18 protein-coding genes are annotated in these 14,728 nt (G+C 52.1%); 9 read left to right on the top strand and 9 right to left on the bottom strand.

The features are described from left to right. The first annotated feature begins 97 nt into the window (after positions 1 to 97). The gene (locus EVJ21_RS04640; protein WP_131489973.1) at positions 98 to 1,882 is read left to right on the top strand and encodes an SLC13 family permease; all 1,785 of its coding nucleotides are present in this window, start codon (positions 98 to 100) and stop codon (positions 1,880 to 1,882) included. 61 nt (positions 1,883 to 1,943) lie between these two features. Beyond that, positions 1,944 to 2,435, top strand: coding sequence for a hypothetical protein (locus EVJ21_RS04635; RefSeq protein ID WP_145963255.1), 492 nt, complete (start codon positions 1,944 to 1,946; stop codon positions 2,433 to 2,435). A gap of 35 nt (positions 2,436 to 2,470) precedes the next feature. Here the strand turns inward: EVJ21_RS04635 and EVJ21_RS04630 are convergent, their stop codons facing one another. The 3 genes from EVJ21_RS04630 to EVJ21_RS04620 are packed head-to-tail and all read right to left on the bottom strand — an operon-like array spanning position 2,471 to position 4,792. Further along, on the bottom strand, positions 2,471 to 2,683 hold the full coding sequence (locus EVJ21_RS04630) for a YhzD family protein (RefSeq protein WP_269089669.1): 213 nt from the start codon (positions 2,681 to 2,683) through the stop codon (positions 2,471 to 2,473). A gap of 45 nt (positions 2,684 to 2,728) precedes the next feature. Beyond that, positions 2,729 to 3,820: a DNA polymerase IV gene (dinB, locus tag EVJ21_RS04625; protein ID WP_236633549.1), complete on the bottom strand. Its 1,092-nt coding sequence runs from the start codon at positions 3,818 to 3,820 to the stop codon at positions 2,729 to 2,731. A gap of 60 nt (positions 3,821 to 3,880) precedes the next feature. Continuing rightward, positions 3,881 to 4,792, bottom strand: coding sequence for a magnesium transporter CorA family protein (locus EVJ21_RS04620; RefSeq protein ID WP_131466185.1), 912 nt, complete (start codon positions 4,790 to 4,792; stop codon positions 3,881 to 3,883). An 83-nt stretch (positions 4,793 to 4,875) separates the two neighbouring features. On the opposite strand from EVJ21_RS04620, the gene EVJ21_RS04615 reads away from it, so the two are divergent. Then, complete coding sequence (locus EVJ21_RS04615; protein WP_070327873.1) at positions 4,876 to 5,835, top strand: HD domain-containing protein; 960 nt, start codon at positions 4,876 to 4,878, stop codon at positions 5,833 to 5,835. A gap of 36 nt (positions 5,836 to 5,871) precedes the next feature. Here the strand turns inward: EVJ21_RS04615 and EVJ21_RS04610 are convergent, their stop codons facing one another. Beyond that, the gene (locus tag EVJ21_RS04610; protein WP_131489969.1) at positions 5,872 to 6,873 is read right to left on the bottom strand and encodes a peptidylprolyl isomerase; all 1,002 of its coding nucleotides are present in this window, start codon (positions 6,871 to 6,873) and stop codon (positions 5,872 to 5,874) included. A gap of 151 nt (positions 6,874 to 7,024) precedes the next feature. Between EVJ21_RS04610 and EVJ21_RS04605 the strand changes: the two genes are divergently transcribed. After that, positions 7,025 to 7,360, top strand: coding sequence for a DUF1878 family protein (locus tag EVJ21_RS04605; RefSeq protein WP_236635571.1), 336 nt, complete (start codon positions 7,025 to 7,027; stop codon positions 7,358 to 7,360). Here the strand turns inward: EVJ21_RS04605 and EVJ21_RS04600 are convergent. Both EVJ21_RS04600 and EVJ21_RS04595 read right to left on the bottom strand, forming a co-directional pair. Continuing rightward, a complete protein-coding gene (locus EVJ21_RS04600) occupies positions 7,347 to 7,910 on the bottom strand; it encodes an HTH-type transcriptional regulator Hpr (RefSeq protein WP_070327870.1) in 564 nt (187 codons plus the stop codon). The two genes, EVJ21_RS04605 and EVJ21_RS04600, sit on opposite strands and share 14 nt — an antisense overlap. A 60-nt stretch (positions 7,911 to 7,970) precedes the next feature. Continuing rightward, the gene (locus EVJ21_RS04595; RefSeq protein WP_233589624.1) at positions 7,971 to 8,327 is read right to left on the bottom strand and encodes a hypothetical protein; all 357 of its coding nucleotides are present in this window, start codon (positions 8,325 to 8,327) and stop codon (positions 7,971 to 7,973) included. A 168-nt stretch (positions 8,328 to 8,495) separates the two neighbouring features. Between EVJ21_RS04595 and EVJ21_RS04590 the strand changes: the two genes are divergently transcribed. Beyond that, positions 8,496 to 8,831, top strand: a complete 336-nt coding sequence (locus EVJ21_RS04590; protein WP_071399216.1) for a hypothetical protein — start codon at positions 8,496 to 8,498, stop codon at positions 8,829 to 8,831. Positions 8,832 to 8,883: 52 nt separating this feature from the next. On the opposite strand, the gene EVJ21_RS04585 is transcribed toward EVJ21_RS04590, so the two are convergent. After that, the gene (locus tag EVJ21_RS04585) at positions 8,884 to 9,312 is read right to left on the bottom strand and encodes an HIT family protein (protein WP_131441620.1); all 429 of its coding nucleotides are present in this window, start codon (positions 9,310 to 9,312) and stop codon (positions 8,884 to 8,886) included. 132 nt (positions 9,313 to 9,444) lie between these two features. Between EVJ21_RS04585 and EVJ21_RS04580 the strand changes: the two genes are divergently transcribed. Then, positions 9,445 to 10,497 (top strand): hypothetical protein, encoded by a 1,053-nt coding sequence (locus EVJ21_RS04580; RefSeq protein ID WP_131489968.1) that lies wholly within the window; start codon positions 9,445 to 9,447, stop codon positions 10,495 to 10,497. A gap of 51 nt (positions 10,498 to 10,548) precedes the next feature. Here EVJ21_RS04580 and EVJ21_RS04575 read toward each other — a convergent pair whose 3' ends face one another. Beyond that, entirely contained in the window at positions 10,549 to 10,803 is a 255-nt protein-coding gene (locus tag EVJ21_RS04575) for a GlsB/YeaQ/YmgE family stress response membrane protein (protein ID WP_070327866.1), read from the bottom strand. A 168-nt stretch (positions 10,804 to 10,971) separates the two neighbouring features. On the opposite strand from EVJ21_RS04575, the gene EVJ21_RS04570 reads away from it, so the two are divergent. Together EVJ21_RS04570 and EVJ21_RS04565 are read left to right on the top strand one after the other, a co-directional pair. Continuing rightward, entirely contained in the window at positions 10,972 to 11,709 is a 738-nt protein-coding gene (locus tag EVJ21_RS04570; RefSeq protein ID WP_070327865.1) for an ABC transporter ATP-binding protein, read from the top strand. Further along, positions 11,706 to 12,836, top strand: coding sequence for an ABC transporter permease (locus EVJ21_RS04565; RefSeq protein ID WP_131489967.1), 1,131 nt, complete (start codon positions 11,706 to 11,708; stop codon positions 12,834 to 12,836). The genes EVJ21_RS04570 and EVJ21_RS04565 overlap by 4 nt, the downstream gene beginning before the upstream one ends. A gap of 48 nt (positions 12,837 to 12,884) precedes the next feature. On the opposite strand, the gene EVJ21_RS04560 is transcribed toward EVJ21_RS04565, so the two are convergent. Further along, on the bottom strand, positions 12,885 to 14,183 hold the full coding sequence (locus tag EVJ21_RS04560) for an ammonium transporter (protein ID WP_131489966.1): 1,299 nt from the start codon (positions 14,181 to 14,183) through the stop codon (positions 12,885 to 12,887). 128 nt (positions 14,184 to 14,311) lie between these two features. Between EVJ21_RS04560 and EVJ21_RS04555 the strand changes: the two genes are divergently transcribed. Continuing rightward, entirely contained in the window at positions 14,312 to 14,617 is a 306-nt protein-coding gene (locus EVJ21_RS04555; RefSeq protein WP_071399222.1) for a MerR family transcriptional regulator, read from the top strand. Positions 14,618 to 14,728: the final 111 nt, after the last annotated feature.

The raw sequence follows: 14,728 nt of genomic DNA, 5'->3' as shown, positions 1-14,728 counted from the left end.
GCCATCCGTTTTTTGTTGACCGACTTGTCAAATTCGTTATGATAGCGCTTACATATTATAGGGTATAATAACCTTGTATATCAATTCACAAGAGAGGGTGGGCGTCTTGGTCACCTTGTTCATATTAGCGGTCATGATCATCTTTTTCATCGGGGGCTGGTTGCGGGCCGATCTCGTCGCACTCGTCGGGCTGGTCGCGCTCGTATTGACGCAGCAATTGTCGCCTGTCGAGGCGATGGCAGGTTTTTCGAATCCGGTCGTCTTGATGATCGCCGGATTATTCATCGTCGGAGCGGGCTTGTTTCATACAGGACTCGCCGAACGGCTTGGCGCTGGGCTCATTCCTTATGCGAAAGGGAGTGAGGTGCGTCTATTTCTCGTTCTGATGGTCACCGTGACGTTTCTATCGAGTCTCATGTCGAACACGGGGACGGTCGCGCTCTTGATCCCGGTCGTTCTCGCCATGTCGAGACAAACGGGTACGAATCCGGCAAAACTGTTAATGCCGCTCGCGTTCTTTTCAAGCATCGGTGGGACGATGACGCTCATCGGCACCCCACCGAACCTTGTCGCCGCCGAGGCGCTCCGCGGTGCCTCAGGCGGGACGCTCGGTTTCTTCTCGCTACTACCGATCGGGTTCGCCGCCGCCGTCGTCGGGCTGCTCTACTTTTATGTCATCGGGAACCGGCTGCTCGATGCGGGCGAGGTTCGTTCGGTCGTCGTCGCCCGTCTGCCGATGCCCGAGTTGAACATCTACGCGCTCACGCTCACGAAAGGTCATCCGCTCGTCGGGAAAACGCTCCGAGATGTGAAGTGGTCACGTGACGGTTTGATCGTCCTCGGCGAAAAGCGAAAAGGGCTCGCGCATCGACTCGTCACGGCCCGAGCCGATACGGTGCTCTATGAGGGACGTGTCCTCGTTAGCGGGGCAGAAGCGGATGTTCGACGCGTCGCCCGTCAAGAAGGGGTGGTCGTTGAACCGATGGAGCTGAAAGATATCTACGGGAAAGAGTCAGGCGTCGCCATTTTCACCGTCCCGTCTGATAGCCCGCTCATCGGTCACTGTCTCTCGGAAAGTCGGCTGCGGAATGACTACCGCTTGAACGTGCTTCAAGTCATCCGCCCGAACGAAGAAATTGCGATGACACGGCTGAAAGACGTCCCGTTAGAGCGAGGTGATATGCTCGTGGCCCAAGGCGAGTGGGGCGATTTAGAAAAAGCGGGTGACGAGACACACTTGTTGCTCGCGAACGAGCGCGTGACCGATGTCGCCAACCGAGCTGTGTCCGAGCGCCATCAACTCGCGGCCGGTCTCATCATGCTAGTCATGGTCGTGCTCCTCGTCTTCGAATGGGTCGATCCGACCGTTGCCGTTTGGCTTGCGGCCATCGCGATGGTGCTGACGGGAGCGGTCCGGCATATGGACGTTGCCTACGAGTCGGTCCAATGGTCGTCGCTCCTGTTGATCGCCGCCATGATTCCAGTCGGGACCGCACTTGAAAATGCGGGTGTCATGACCTGGCTCGTCACATGGATCAGTGAGTCGTTCGGACGTGCTGGTCCGGTCTGGGTGCTTGTCGCCATCTTCGTCGCAACGATGGTGCTCAGTCAAATCATCTCCAATACGGCGACGGCCGTCTTGTTCGCACCGCTCGCCTTATCGCTCGCCGCGTCACTCGAAGTCAGTCCGGTGCCGCTCGTCGTCGCCGTCGCCGTCGCGGCATCACTCGCGTTTATGACGCCGTTCGGCTCACCGACGAACGCGATGGTGTTCAGTATCGGCGGCTATCGCTTTTTCGATTTCGTTAAAGTCGGTTTGCCGCTACAAATGATTGTCGCGGTCGTCGCGATTTTTTCGATTTTATTCCTCTTTCCATTCTGAAAGAGGAAATTTTTGTTAGTTAACGAATAAGTTGAAAACAACGAACTGATGAGGTGGAGAGATGATGTGGAAACGAATCGGGATCCTCCTGTGCGTCTTCTTCCTGGCGGCTTGCTCGAACGCCAACGAAAAACCGATGCTCGGAGAGGACGCCAAGCTGGCGAAGCGTTACCTCGAGGAGAAAGGATATGAGATTGTTTCTTACAAGGGAGGGGACACGTCACGTTTCGAGAAGGAAGACCTTCTCGATTCACCTGTGCGAGATACTTGGAGCGTCCAGACGACGCCACCGGACGACTATATCGGGCGCGACATTAAGCGAGAGCATTTCGTCGTCCGTAACCATCTGCTCGATGATCAGTACGAGCTCGGACAGACGAACGTCTTGGTCCTAATTGATGACGGGGACATCATCGGCGGGACCTCATTCCCTGATTCAAAGGAACCGCTGATGGGGGCACCTTATTCACTGGATGGGAAGACGGCGGAAGAGCTACATCCGGACGACTATTGGGCATGGCGGGAAGACTGGGAGAAACAATATAGCGAATGAACAAAGCGCCTCGGGTTTCCTGAGGCGCTTCGCTGTTATGAGGCCGTGCCTTTCAGTTTTCCAGGAAGTTTGCACCGTTCGAAATAGATGAGTTGTCCTTGGCGGACGATGCGCGCTCCTTTATGGTCGTGACCGGCCTCATGGAGCATCGCTAGCCCTGTCGCTTTTCCTTCTTCGTCGTTCGCTGCCTCGAATGAATCATTAAGTAAGACTGTGCCGTCATTCTCGAACGCAGTGACTGTGTACATGTTCAAACGGACCCCCCCTTTCTTTCCATTGTACTGAATCACCATTCATTCTTCAAGCGATGGTTTCGTCAGTTCGTCGAACGTGAGCTGACGGGCCGTCTCCGTTCGGGGAATCAAATCGGAGACGGTCATGCCGATTAGACGGACCGGCTCGTTGATTGACATCTCGTCGAACAAGCGTCGGGAAAGCCGTTTGATCTCATCATGGTCATGGGTCGGATGGTTCAGCTTGATCTGGTGACTGCGTGCTTGAAACTCGCTCGTTTTGATTTTGATCGTCACAGTTTGACAACTCAATTCACGGCGGTCGAGCTGCTGCAACACGTCTTCGATCTCAGGGATGACGCGCTCATACACTTCCTCCGGGTCGTCGAGGTCAAAGGCGAACGTCGTCTCCGAGCCGATCGACTTGCGTTCACGGGTCGGGACGACGGGACGGCTGTCACGTCCGTGTGCGAGTTCGTATAACTGGACACCACGGTCATGGCCGAGGATGGCCTTCAACTGTTCAGGTCGCGATTGCTGGATGTCGGCAATCGTTTCAAACCCATGCTTGAACAAAGTCTGGGCGGTCACTTTTCCGACACCGTGCATCGTCGTGATCGACAGCGGGGCGAGGAACGACTCGACTTCGTCCGCGGCGACGATAGTGAGGCCGTTCGGTTTGTCGAACCCGGAGGCGATTTTGGCGACGAACTTGGACGGGGCGACGCCGGCGGAAGCGGTCAGTCCGGTCCGGCGTTTGATCTCGCCGAGAATGTAGCGCGCCACGTAAGGCGCCGACATGCTCATGAGTGAATTCTCGGTGACGTCGAGATACGCTTCATCGAGCGATAGCGGCTCGACAAATGGCGTCACGGACTTGAAGATTTCCATCACGTCTTGGCTCACTTGTCGATACGCCTGAAAGCGTGGCTTGACGAACGTCGCTTGCGGGCACAGGGCGAACGCCCGGCGTGACGACATGGCGCTATGCACGCCGTATTTTCTCGCTTCATACGAACAAGTGGCGACCACTCCACGGCTGTGAGGGGCGCCACCGACGACGACAGGCTTATTTCGCAAGTGAGGGCGGTCGCGTTGTTCGACGGATGCATAGAACGCATCCATATCGACGTGTATGATTAAACGTTCCATCGGCATCTCCTTTCCGTTTCAATCGACTCCTTTCATTATAGCGAACTTTTGTTCGTTTTTTTACTGTTTTGTTCTCTTCCGCTGTTTTTCCATTTGTTTTTGGTTACGGATTTGATTCGGGAATTGTAACAGAGACCCAATCCAATTTTTTTGTTTTAACCAAGCGTAAACTAAGCCCGTGAAGAGAACGATCATGACCCAAGCGAATAGATAGCCGAGCGGCCATTCGAGTTCTGGCATCTGTTTAAAGTTCATTCCCCAGACGGCACCGAAGGCGACGACCGGTGTCGTCAGCGCCGTGAAGACGGTCAACGCCTTCATGATCTCGTTGCCACGAAAATTTGACAGCGTCGAGGCGAGGTCGGTCAAGGCGATGACATCGCCTTGGTAGTGTTCGATCAACGTCAACAGCCGATCGACACGGTACTCAGCAAGGCGATAAGACTTCAGCTCATTCAACTCTATGTCGAGGAACGCCTCTCGTCCCGCCATCAGTAGCTCGCGGTACGGGACGACCGTATCTGACCAGCGTTCAATCTCGCTCCGCAGCCCAAATATTTCGTTCATGAACTCAGGCGGAACTTGACCGCTCATTTGACGCTGTGCCATCATCAAACGTTCCTCGTATTCATCGATCCCGTGGAAGTAATAATCCATCTTTTCGGCGAGCAGGTCATAGAACGCTGCAATCGGTGTGGCATATTGTTTCGCTGCGACGCTATCGCAATACAAATCATCAAACCCGATCGTCCATAAAAAGTCGCGCGTCACGAAATAGTGACCGATTTTCTGCGGTTCGCGTTCGAGCTGCTCATAGTCGAGCGTGAGCGAACCGTACATATAGTCCTGCTCGACGATGATTTTCGTCACTTTGGCCGTCGTCAGTTGTTCGAGCCAATACGTGTACGCCTCCGTATAGTAGTCGTCAACGTGTACGATTTCCTCAGGTCGTGTGTACCAAGTCCAATTCATCCTTCATTCCCCCAATGTTCTTCTCTCATCAAGTATTCCCGGTTTACCGAGAAAGTTGGCATCTAGAGCGAACTTTCGTTAAGATGGAAGTACTGACAAGAAGAGAGGTGCTTTCATTGACGACTAAAATCGGTCAGCTCAAAGTGGGCGACACGTTAAACCAATATGTAATGATCAAACAATCATATCGAGGGCTCGCCGGGAACGGGAAGCCTTATCTGACGCTCGTTTTATGCGATGAGAGCGGCGAGATCGAGACGAAGGTGTGGGATAGCGCCGATACCGAGAAGTACGGGACGAAAAAGATCGTCCACGCCTCAGGAGAAGTCATGGACTATCGGGGCCGGACGCAGCTCAAACTGAAGCAGATCTCGATCATCGAAGGGGAGACGGACATCGCACCGTACGTCCGCTCTGCGCCGATCCCGAAGTCGGAGCTCGAGACGACGATCCGGGCGTATATCGACGCGATCAGTCACGAGGGCATGCGGGAACTCGTGACGACGATTGTTGACCGAAACGAAGAGGCATATTTCACGTATCCGGCGGCGGTACGCCATCATCATGCGGTCTATTCAGGGCTCGCGTTCCACGTCATGTCGATGCTCAAACTGGCCGGAACGATGTGTGACTTGTATCCACAGTTGAACCGGGACTTGCTCGTCTCAGGTGTCGTCTTGCACGATTTGGCGAAAGTCATCGAGCTGTCGGACGCGATCACCCCGGAATATACGCTCGAAGGCAAACTGCTCGGTCATTTGTCGCTCATGGCGTCCGAGATCGAAGTCACGGCCCGCGAGCTCGGGACCGATCGTGAAGTCACGACGCTGTTACAACATCTCGTCTTGAGTCACCACGGGAAGCCGGAGTGGGGCTCGGCGAACGCGCCGCAACTTCCGGAGGCGGAAATGCTGTTCTTCATCGACAACATCGATGCGCGGATGAACATGTTCGATAAGGCGTTCGAAGGTGTCGAGCCAGGAACGTTCACAGAACGGCTCATGGCGCTTGATAACCGGGCGTTCTACAAACCGAAGCTATAAAAAAGGCAGGCATCCCGCGGGACGCCTGCCTGTTGCTTATTGTTCTGTCGACTCTTCAGCCGGTGCTTCTTCTGATGTTCCTTCTTCTTCCGCTTTGAGTGCGTCTTTTACTGCGTCGAACTGTGTTGAGGCTTTCGCGTCTTTCACGTCAACGTTGTATTTTTCGATCAACTCAGCGTAGATTTTGTTGGCGTCGACTGAAGCTGCTTTTTCAGTCGCCAATTCTTCACGGATGCGGTCTTTCTCGTCCTCGAGCTTGAGGTCTTTTTCTTTACGGTCTACGACTTTGATGACGTGGAATCCGAATTGTGATTGGACCGGCTCTGAGACTTTACCGACGACATCTTCTTGGAACGCGTATGCTTCGAATTCAGGAACCATGGCGCCGGCTGAGAAGTAACCGAGGTCGCCGCCTTTTTCGCCTGAACCAGTGTCTGTTGATTTTTCTTTCGCGACGTCTGCGAAATCAGCGCCATCGTTGATTTCTTTGATGATAGCTTGCGCTTCTTCTTCCGTCTCGACGAGGATATGGCTCGCCTGGACTTCAACGTTCTCTTTGGCGAATTGTGCTTCGATTTCTTCGTCCGTCACGTCGACGAGTTCAGACTTCGCAGCATCGACGAGCATTTGGCCGCGGAGTGCCTCTTTGAACTCATCCGTGTCTGTCATGCCAGCCTGTTGAATCGCTTGTTCGAACTCTTCTTTCGAATTGAACTGCTCTTCCGTCTTGCTGAACTCTTCGTCGACTTTTTCTTGCTCGACTTTGTCGCCATACTCTTTTTCAAGAAGTGCGTTCATTGTTTCTTGGAAAGCGAGTTGTGGGACCATACGGTCGTAGCTCATGTCCGCGATTTCACCGCGCGTGATTTCGCCACCTTCGAATGAGACAACAGCTGAGTTGTCAGAAGATCCGCCGCTCGTTGCAGCGTACGTACCGCCTACACCGATGAGAAGCGCGATTGCCGATGCGCCGACAAGGGCACCAGTTGAAAACTTTTTGTTTTGTTTGTTTGGTTCATTCGTCATTCCATTTGACATATATTCCACCCCTAAAAATCTATAAGTTTCTATGTTCGACTATACCACATTTTGTTAATCATGACAGCTGTTCGATTACCTGTGTAGTATCATAGCACAGAAACGTGTCGTATAATGATGAAAGAGAATGTGAAATGATGGGGTGGGAAACGTGTCGCTAGAAGAGAAAGTTAATCAGTTGTCTTTTCAGATGGAGCTGTTGCTCGGACTAGTCGATTGGTCGAGTCGGCCGTTTGAATATGAAGTCATCAAAGCAAACTTGACGAAAGAAGAAGTTGCGGACTTCTATAAACTGCTCGACGAAATCAACAATCAACAAAACGAGCAAAGGCGTTACGGCTTGTCGTCCGTAGAGCCTTTGCTCGTCAGTTTCGTCGGGATGTTGCATCCGTCGTTAGACCCAGGGGTCATCTTGGCGGCGTGCGTCAAACAAGGAATCGCTCTCGAAATCACAGAGCCCCTTTACGCGCACGTCAAGCTTCTTTAGTCAGCTCGTCATCTTCGGGACGACGTCCGGCCTCTTCAGAAATCATTTTTGATGTTTCAGCGAAGATGTCCATAAAGTTGTCGCCGTACAGGCGGCGGACGATGGCCGTGATGTCCGTCAAGTCTGGGAACTTCCCATATAACTCCTGCAACGGGAGCGAGGCACGGAACACACCGTTCTCTTCAGGGTCGAACGCATGAATCGTTTCGAGCAAGAGCGCTTCGCCTTCAGGCGTCAACTGTACATAAGTATTACGTTTGTCCGTTTCTTTTTTAGAGAACGTGAGGAGACCACGATCTTCTAATTTTTTCGAAAAGTTGAACGCGGTCGATACGTGCATCACGCCATATTTCGCAATCTCAGAGATTGAGGCGCCACCGAGCGCGTGGGCGATCCATAAAATATGATGCTCGTTTATGTTCAAATCGAAAGGCTTGATCCAGTTCTGCCAGTCTTTTTCGACCGTCTTCCACAATGCTTTACTGAGCTGAATGATTTTATGACTATAGAGCATGGCCTCAGGGCCAGAGAATTCTTTTTCATGTTCCATCTCAATTCATCCTTTCCGGATACAAAGTGACTAAAACGACGGACGATGCCTAAAGACCGGTCAGTCGGTCTTCTTCGCTTTCGCTTCGGTCATATCTGACTGTACGTTTGAAAGCTCGTTTAGGTTTCCTTGGATCTGCTCGATTGAAGGCTGAATGTCTTGTTGATAGCGTTCGACCTCGGCTTTCACTTGATCCGTCAATTCTTTGCCTTGTAACTTACCAGCCGCCACCACTTGTGAAGCATCTTTGGCAACTTTTTGGAATTGTTCTTTCAACGTAGTGATTGTAGACGCCCGATGCTGATTCGATGCGGCATCATTGGCTGTTCCACGAGCAATCTTTTTCACTGTCGCTACGCCTAAAAACGCTACGACAAAGCCAAAAGCAACCCACTCGCGACGATTGTGACTCGACAATACATTCCCCTCCTCAAGCACGATAATGCTAGAATACATTCTTTTCATATTATTTTACCAAAAAAGAGAGATTAAAAACCTATATCTCAAATAAAATTTTTCAGAACATTCAATTTTGACCGAAAAATCATTTTATTTTAAAATGAGGTCAAAGGAAGGTGACCTCCAGTGGACAAGCAAAAGCGTTGGTTCGATGACATGCTAGACTTGTACAACGCGGCGAAACAACTGGGAGATGACCCTTGGGCACATAAAATAATGGAAGCACTCGAGGCGGGATACGAAGCGTCAGAACAGAACGAACAGACGCGTAAACAAACTTTGCTTGAAAAGCGACTTTTTGAAATCGACACCCGTCTAAATGAATTAAGAAAAGAGTTCGAACAAGCGGAGTCTGTCAAATCTCGTCAGCAACTGTATGAGCATGCAATCAAATTGCAAATAGAACGGGCACAAATTGAAGAAGAGCGGAAGCGGCACTTCAATTCGATCAACTCGTCATGACACACAAGAAAGCGGACCAGACTCCTCCTAGAGCCTGGTCCGCTTGTTTCGTTCAAACACGTTGTTTGATTTGAGCCGCGAGCGTGTTCATTTCTTCTGGCGTGTACGCATCGTTATGGGTTTCCCATTTCGCGTCGAAGCCGTCTTCGTGGCCGTAGCGCGGGAGCAAGTGAATATGGAAATGGTACACCGTCTGACCGGCGATTTGTTCGGCGTTCGAGAGGACGTTCATCCCGATTGCGCCCGTTTCGCGTTGAATCGCGCTCGCGATTCCCGGTACTGCTTTAAAGACGTCACTTGCGACGTCACTCGGTAGTTCGTAAATGTTTTTGGCATGATGTTTCGGGATGACGAGGGTATGGCCTTTCGTCACTTGGGAAATGTCGAGAAAAGCGACGACGTCATCATCTTCGTACACCTTGTAAGAAGGGATGTCGTTGTTGACGATTTTACAAAAGATACAATTGGCATCGGTATGCATCGTATTTCCTCCATTCATGAAATGACTGATCGATTTCATCATAACACGGAAGTTCAGGCGAAAGAATGATTGTCCTCGTTCTCACGTCATCCTACAATAGAAGGACAAGAGAAAGTGATAGGAGTGGAGAGAATGGCTTATGAACGATCGAAGAAGACGACAAGGCAGCGCAAGATTCGCCTCGTCATCGTCCTAGCCGTTTTGCTCGTCTTAGCGACGGGGGCAATCTATATATGGGGCTATAAGCCGGCGGAGGCGAACGCGCAAATCCACGTTCGATTTAAAGAGGCTCTGTTGACGGAAGACGTCGCTTTCTTTGAGCAGACGGTTGAATATGAGACTGAGCCGCTTACGCGTGCCGAGGCACTTCGGTTCATGCGTTGGCTGAACGAAGAGAAGGCGATTCGAGGTGAGGCGATCTCTGAGGTGGCGGCGGACCGCGCCGATGAACGTCAAGGTATGGAGTCAGTCGGGTTGTTCCGCTTGCTTGATACGGGAGACGGCCGGTTCGGCTTTGCGGATTATCGGATTGAGCTGTTACCGCAAACGTTCGTTGCGACGTCAGACGTGCCGTTGACGAACATATGGGTCGATGGGACACAAGTAGGCCGGATTGATGCGGCGGGCGACAGCTTGACAGTCGAGCGGATGCCAGGCCGGTACGACGTCAAAGCCGTCGCGGTCGTGAACGGGGAGACCGTCACGCGAACGGAGACGGTGACGCTCGTTCGGGAGGAACAGCTCGCTTTCGCGCTACAGCCCGAAGCGAACGAGACGATTGCCGGTCAGTTCGATATCGAGCGGGTCGAGCTGATCGAGATTGAAGTCGAGGCGAGGACCGGGCATTCGCTTGAAACGATTGAGTCGGTTATGAACAAGCGGGAGAAAGCGGTCGTCGAACAGCTCGGTGAACCGCTTGAACGGGACGGCGACGTGTGGCGGTATGACGGCATGGATGTGACATTTGTTAAAAAGAAAGTGAACCAAATCGACATCGATTTGGACAAACGGACGGATGATATGGTCGCCCTCCTCGGTGAACCGAATGAACGAATCGAGACAGAGCTTGGGATCGAGTGGCGTTACGATCGCTCGCTGTTCGAATCGATTTTCACGTTGCTCGGTCTAGAAACGGATAAACGCTTCATCGAACGCGACGGGGCGATGTATTTACTGTTAAGTTGAACGAAAAAAATGGGACCCTCGTGTCGAGGGTCCCGTTTTTGTAGCACTGGATTAGCGCTTTTTGTTCATTGATTTCATAACGAACGATACGATCAAGATCAAGATAATCGCACCAAGAAGTGCTGGAATAATCGCGATGTCAGCGATGATCGGTCCGAAATCAGGGAAGATCAATCCACCAAGCCAAGCACCAATGATACCAGCGATGATGTTACCGATAACGCCGCCTGGTACGTCTTTACCTAAAATAAGACCTGCTAACCAACCGATGATACCTCCGACGATCAAATAAAGAATAAAACCCATGCAAACATTCTCCTCTCTGTTTTGTCCATTGTTCTCAATAACAATTTTATGGAACAATGGAAGTGATGAATAAGTTTTTAAAATGCCTTACAGTAGAGAATATTCCCATGTGACAATTTTTAAAACATATATCACAAAAAAAAGTTGAAAATAAGGGGTGGAGTTTTCATGTTACACGTCGAACACTTGAACGGCGGTTATATAGGTAAACAAGTGCTACATGATGTTTCGTTTGAAGTAAAAAAAGGTGAGCTCGTAGGGCTGATAGGGCTAAACGGTGCCGGGAAATCGACGACGATCAAACATATTTTAGGATTGCTTGAACCGATTTCGGGATCAGTCGAAGTCGACGGAGAAACGTTGCAATCGTCCGAAAAAAATTATCGCAAGAAAATAAGTTATATACCTGAGACGCCGATTTTGTATGACACGTTGACGTTACGTGAACATTTGTTGTTGATGGGGAAAGCGTACGAGATCGACAGCCGTGACCTCGAGATGCGGACGGAACGATTGGCCCGCGACATGCGTATGGAGAAACAGTTGGACTGGTTCCCATCCGTCTTCTCGAAAGGGATGCGCCAAAAAGCGATGATCCTGAGCGCGCTCGTGACGAAGACGCCGCTCTTGATCGTCGACGAACCGTTCGTCGGTCTCGATCCGCTCGCGATCCGTCAACTGCTCCGCCTGTTTGATGAGTATAAACAAGAGTGTGCGATTCTCATGTCGACGCATATCCTCGAGACGGCGGAACGTCACTGTGACCGGTTCGTGTTTCTCCATCAAGGAGTCGTGATCGCGACCGGTACGGCAGCGCAGTTGCGTGAAAAATATGCGCTCCGTCCTGACGCGACGCTCGATGACATTTATGTCGAGGCGATCGAGGCCGAGGAGCGGGCGCAATGAGGGTGTTTAACGCTCGGTTCAGTAGTTGGATGGAAGAAGTCGTGAAGTATAGCCGCTATGTGGCGAACGGGGGTCTCTTGTTCACGCTCTACTTCACGCTCATTTACGGGGGATTCGTCTACAATCAATTTTTAAACGGACTCGACCCGGCGTTTCCGAGCGAATGGGTCGTCGCGCTTGTGTTCTTGCTCTTGCCGCTCGGTCATCGGCCACGGACGTTGCTTCAAGAAGCGGATCAAGTGTTTTTGTTGCCAGAGCTCGGTGATATCCGTTCGTATATGAACGGGGTTCGTCTGTTCAACGTCGTGTTCGCGAGCGTTCGGGCGCTCGTCGCCATGCTCGTCGTCTTGCCGCTCATCGTCCGGACGCAAGCGCTCACGCCGGCAGAAGTAGGCGCCATCGTCGCAGCGAGCGTGTTGCTTTCGGCAGCGGGTCGCCTCGCAAAGCTCGAACTGGTCTCAAACGTGGTGCTCTTCAGTGCGCTCGCGAGTGGAGTCATCATGATTTTTGGTGTCCCGTTATTGACGCCGGTGCCAGCGCTTGTCGCGCTTGTCTTGCTTCATCTAAGACGACACGACCGCATCCCGCTCCTTGATTGGCTCACGCTCGAGCAGAAGAGCAAGGCGCAGTTCGACCGTGTCATCAGTTGGTTCGTCGACTTGCCGGCGATGCGGGAGGAAGTGAAGGAGAGAAGTGTCATCGTACGAGCGCTCGAGCGTTCGGTGCTCAGACGCGCGGATGCCGCACGTTATGTCTATGGCTTACGTGTCATCCGTTCGAAAGACTCGCTCGACCTCGTGTTCCGCCTTTCTGTCGTGGCGTTCATCGTCATGTGGCTGTCGGGTGGCTGGTATGTCGGCTTGGTCGTCCCGCTGTTCGTCGGTTTGACGGCACTCCAACTCGTGCCGCTCTTCAAACGACTCGATACGATGTCGATCGCTTCATGGTTGCCGATCACGCGTCTTGAACGGTTGGCGGGTTACAAATGGTGGATGAACCGCTTGCTGATTGGTCAGTTGGTCGTCCTGACGCTCGGGTCGGTCGCTTTCGGTGCTAGAGTTGACGCGGTCGCGGGAGTCGTGCTCGGCTATCTTGTCATCCGTTACTATTTAGGGCGGTTGAAATGAATAAGGGACACCCTTCCACGCGCGTGAAGGGTGTCCCTTTGACTGCTGTTATTTTTTTGGTGACATGACCGACACGCTCGAGCCGAGAATCTTCGGCAGACGAGCCGGAGTGTCAGTTTCCGCATCGATTTCACCGTACGCCGATACACCGTGCTCGGCGATATCGAGTCCGACGTCTTCTTGCTCCTCAGTGACACGGAGACCGATCGTCACGTCGAGTAGTTTTAAGAAGACATAGCTTCCGCCTCCGGCGATGACCATTGCGATCAAGACACCAAGCGCCTGGACGCCGAGTTGTGACAAACCGCCACCGTAGAAGAGGCCGGCCGAACCGATGCCGGTGATCTCGACGAGACGCGGTGATGCGAAGAACCCGAGTGCGAGTGTTCCGATGATGCCAGCGACACCGTGGACTGAGAAGGCACAGAGTGGGTCATCGATATACTTCGCCATGAGGATGCTCGTGCCGTATGTTGCGATGGAAGCGAGGGCGCCGATGACGACAGCGGCCCATGGTTCGACAAAGGCACAAGCGGCTGTGATGGCGACGAGCGCCCCGAGGACACCGTTGACGACTGAAGGGATGTCGGCCGTCTTCTTGTGGATCATGACGATGGCGAGCGCGCCGAGCGCACCGGCAGCCGTAGCGAGCATCGTCGTAAGTGCGACATAACCGAAGAATCCGTCAGCGACCGACATCGTCGATCCCGCGTTGAATCCGAACCAACAGAGCCAAAGGACGAGTCCGCCGACGACCGTCAAGACGTGGTTATGACCGGCGAGTGATTCTGTTTTCCGTCGTGGTTTCAAGATGATCGTCGCCATGAGGGCAGCCATCCCACCTTGAAGATGGACGACGGCTGAGCCTGCGAAGTCTTGCATCCCCATTGAGCCGAGGAGTCCACCCGCCCAAACCGAGCGAGCGACGATCGGATAGAGAATGGCGACGAAGAAGATACCGAATAAGACATAGGCCGACAGTTTAGCCCGTTCCGCAAATCCGCCCCAAGCGATTGCGAGCGCAACGGCGACGAATGACAATTGGAACAAGAATTTAATGTCGAGCGAGACGTTGGCCCAGTCGAGGCTCGTGAACGATCCGTTTAAAAAGAATCCTTCAGTCCCGAACCAGCGTGTACCATCCCCGAATGAGAGGCCGAACCCGACGGCCCAAAAGGCGAGTGCCGCCACAGAGAGGCTGATGATTTGTTTGACAGCGACATGCCCGGCGTTTTTAGCCCGGAGCGTCCCGGTCTCGAGTAAGCCGAAACCAAGTTGCATCGTCAAGACGAGCAGTGCAGCGATGAGTACGAACAGCGTGTCCATATAATACATAATTTCTTCCATGTTGCGATTCCTCCTTTTAGCAAGTGTGATTTCAAAAGTTGGTTTCAGTTTAAGACGAAATGAACGGGTTGGATTGCAATTTGTCAGATTATCTGACATAGTTTTTTTGAGAAGGGAGATGGCGGACGATGGACTACAAGTCGAAGAAAGTGATTGGAATGGGCGTTATTACCGAACTGACCGGACTTTCTGAACGACAAGTGCGCTATTATGAGGCGAAAGGACTCGTCTTCCCGGAGCGGACAAAGGGAGGCTCGCGTAAATATTCTTTCCATGACGTCGAGCGATTGATCGACGTGGCGTCAAAGCTTGAGGACGGATGGCGGATTCAAGACATTAAAGAGCGCGAAAAACGTCTATCGACGAGACAGCGTGATGAATTGATCCGGGGTCAGCTCAATTCGGCGTTCCGCACGTATCCGACAAAGAAATGACACAATGAAAACACAATGAAAATGCTTCACATTAGCATTATTCTAATTAATTTCTGTATAATGTTTTTGAGTTCACATACCTATAGAAGAAGAGTGTAGGAGAATTATAGA

The organism is Exiguobacterium sp. SH0S2 (genome assembly GCF_004337185.1).
Lineage (GTDB): Bacteria > Bacillota > Bacilli > Exiguobacteriales > Exiguobacteriaceae > Exiguobacterium > Exiguobacterium aurantiacum_A.
This window is presented reverse-complemented; position numbering and strand designations above follow the sequence as displayed.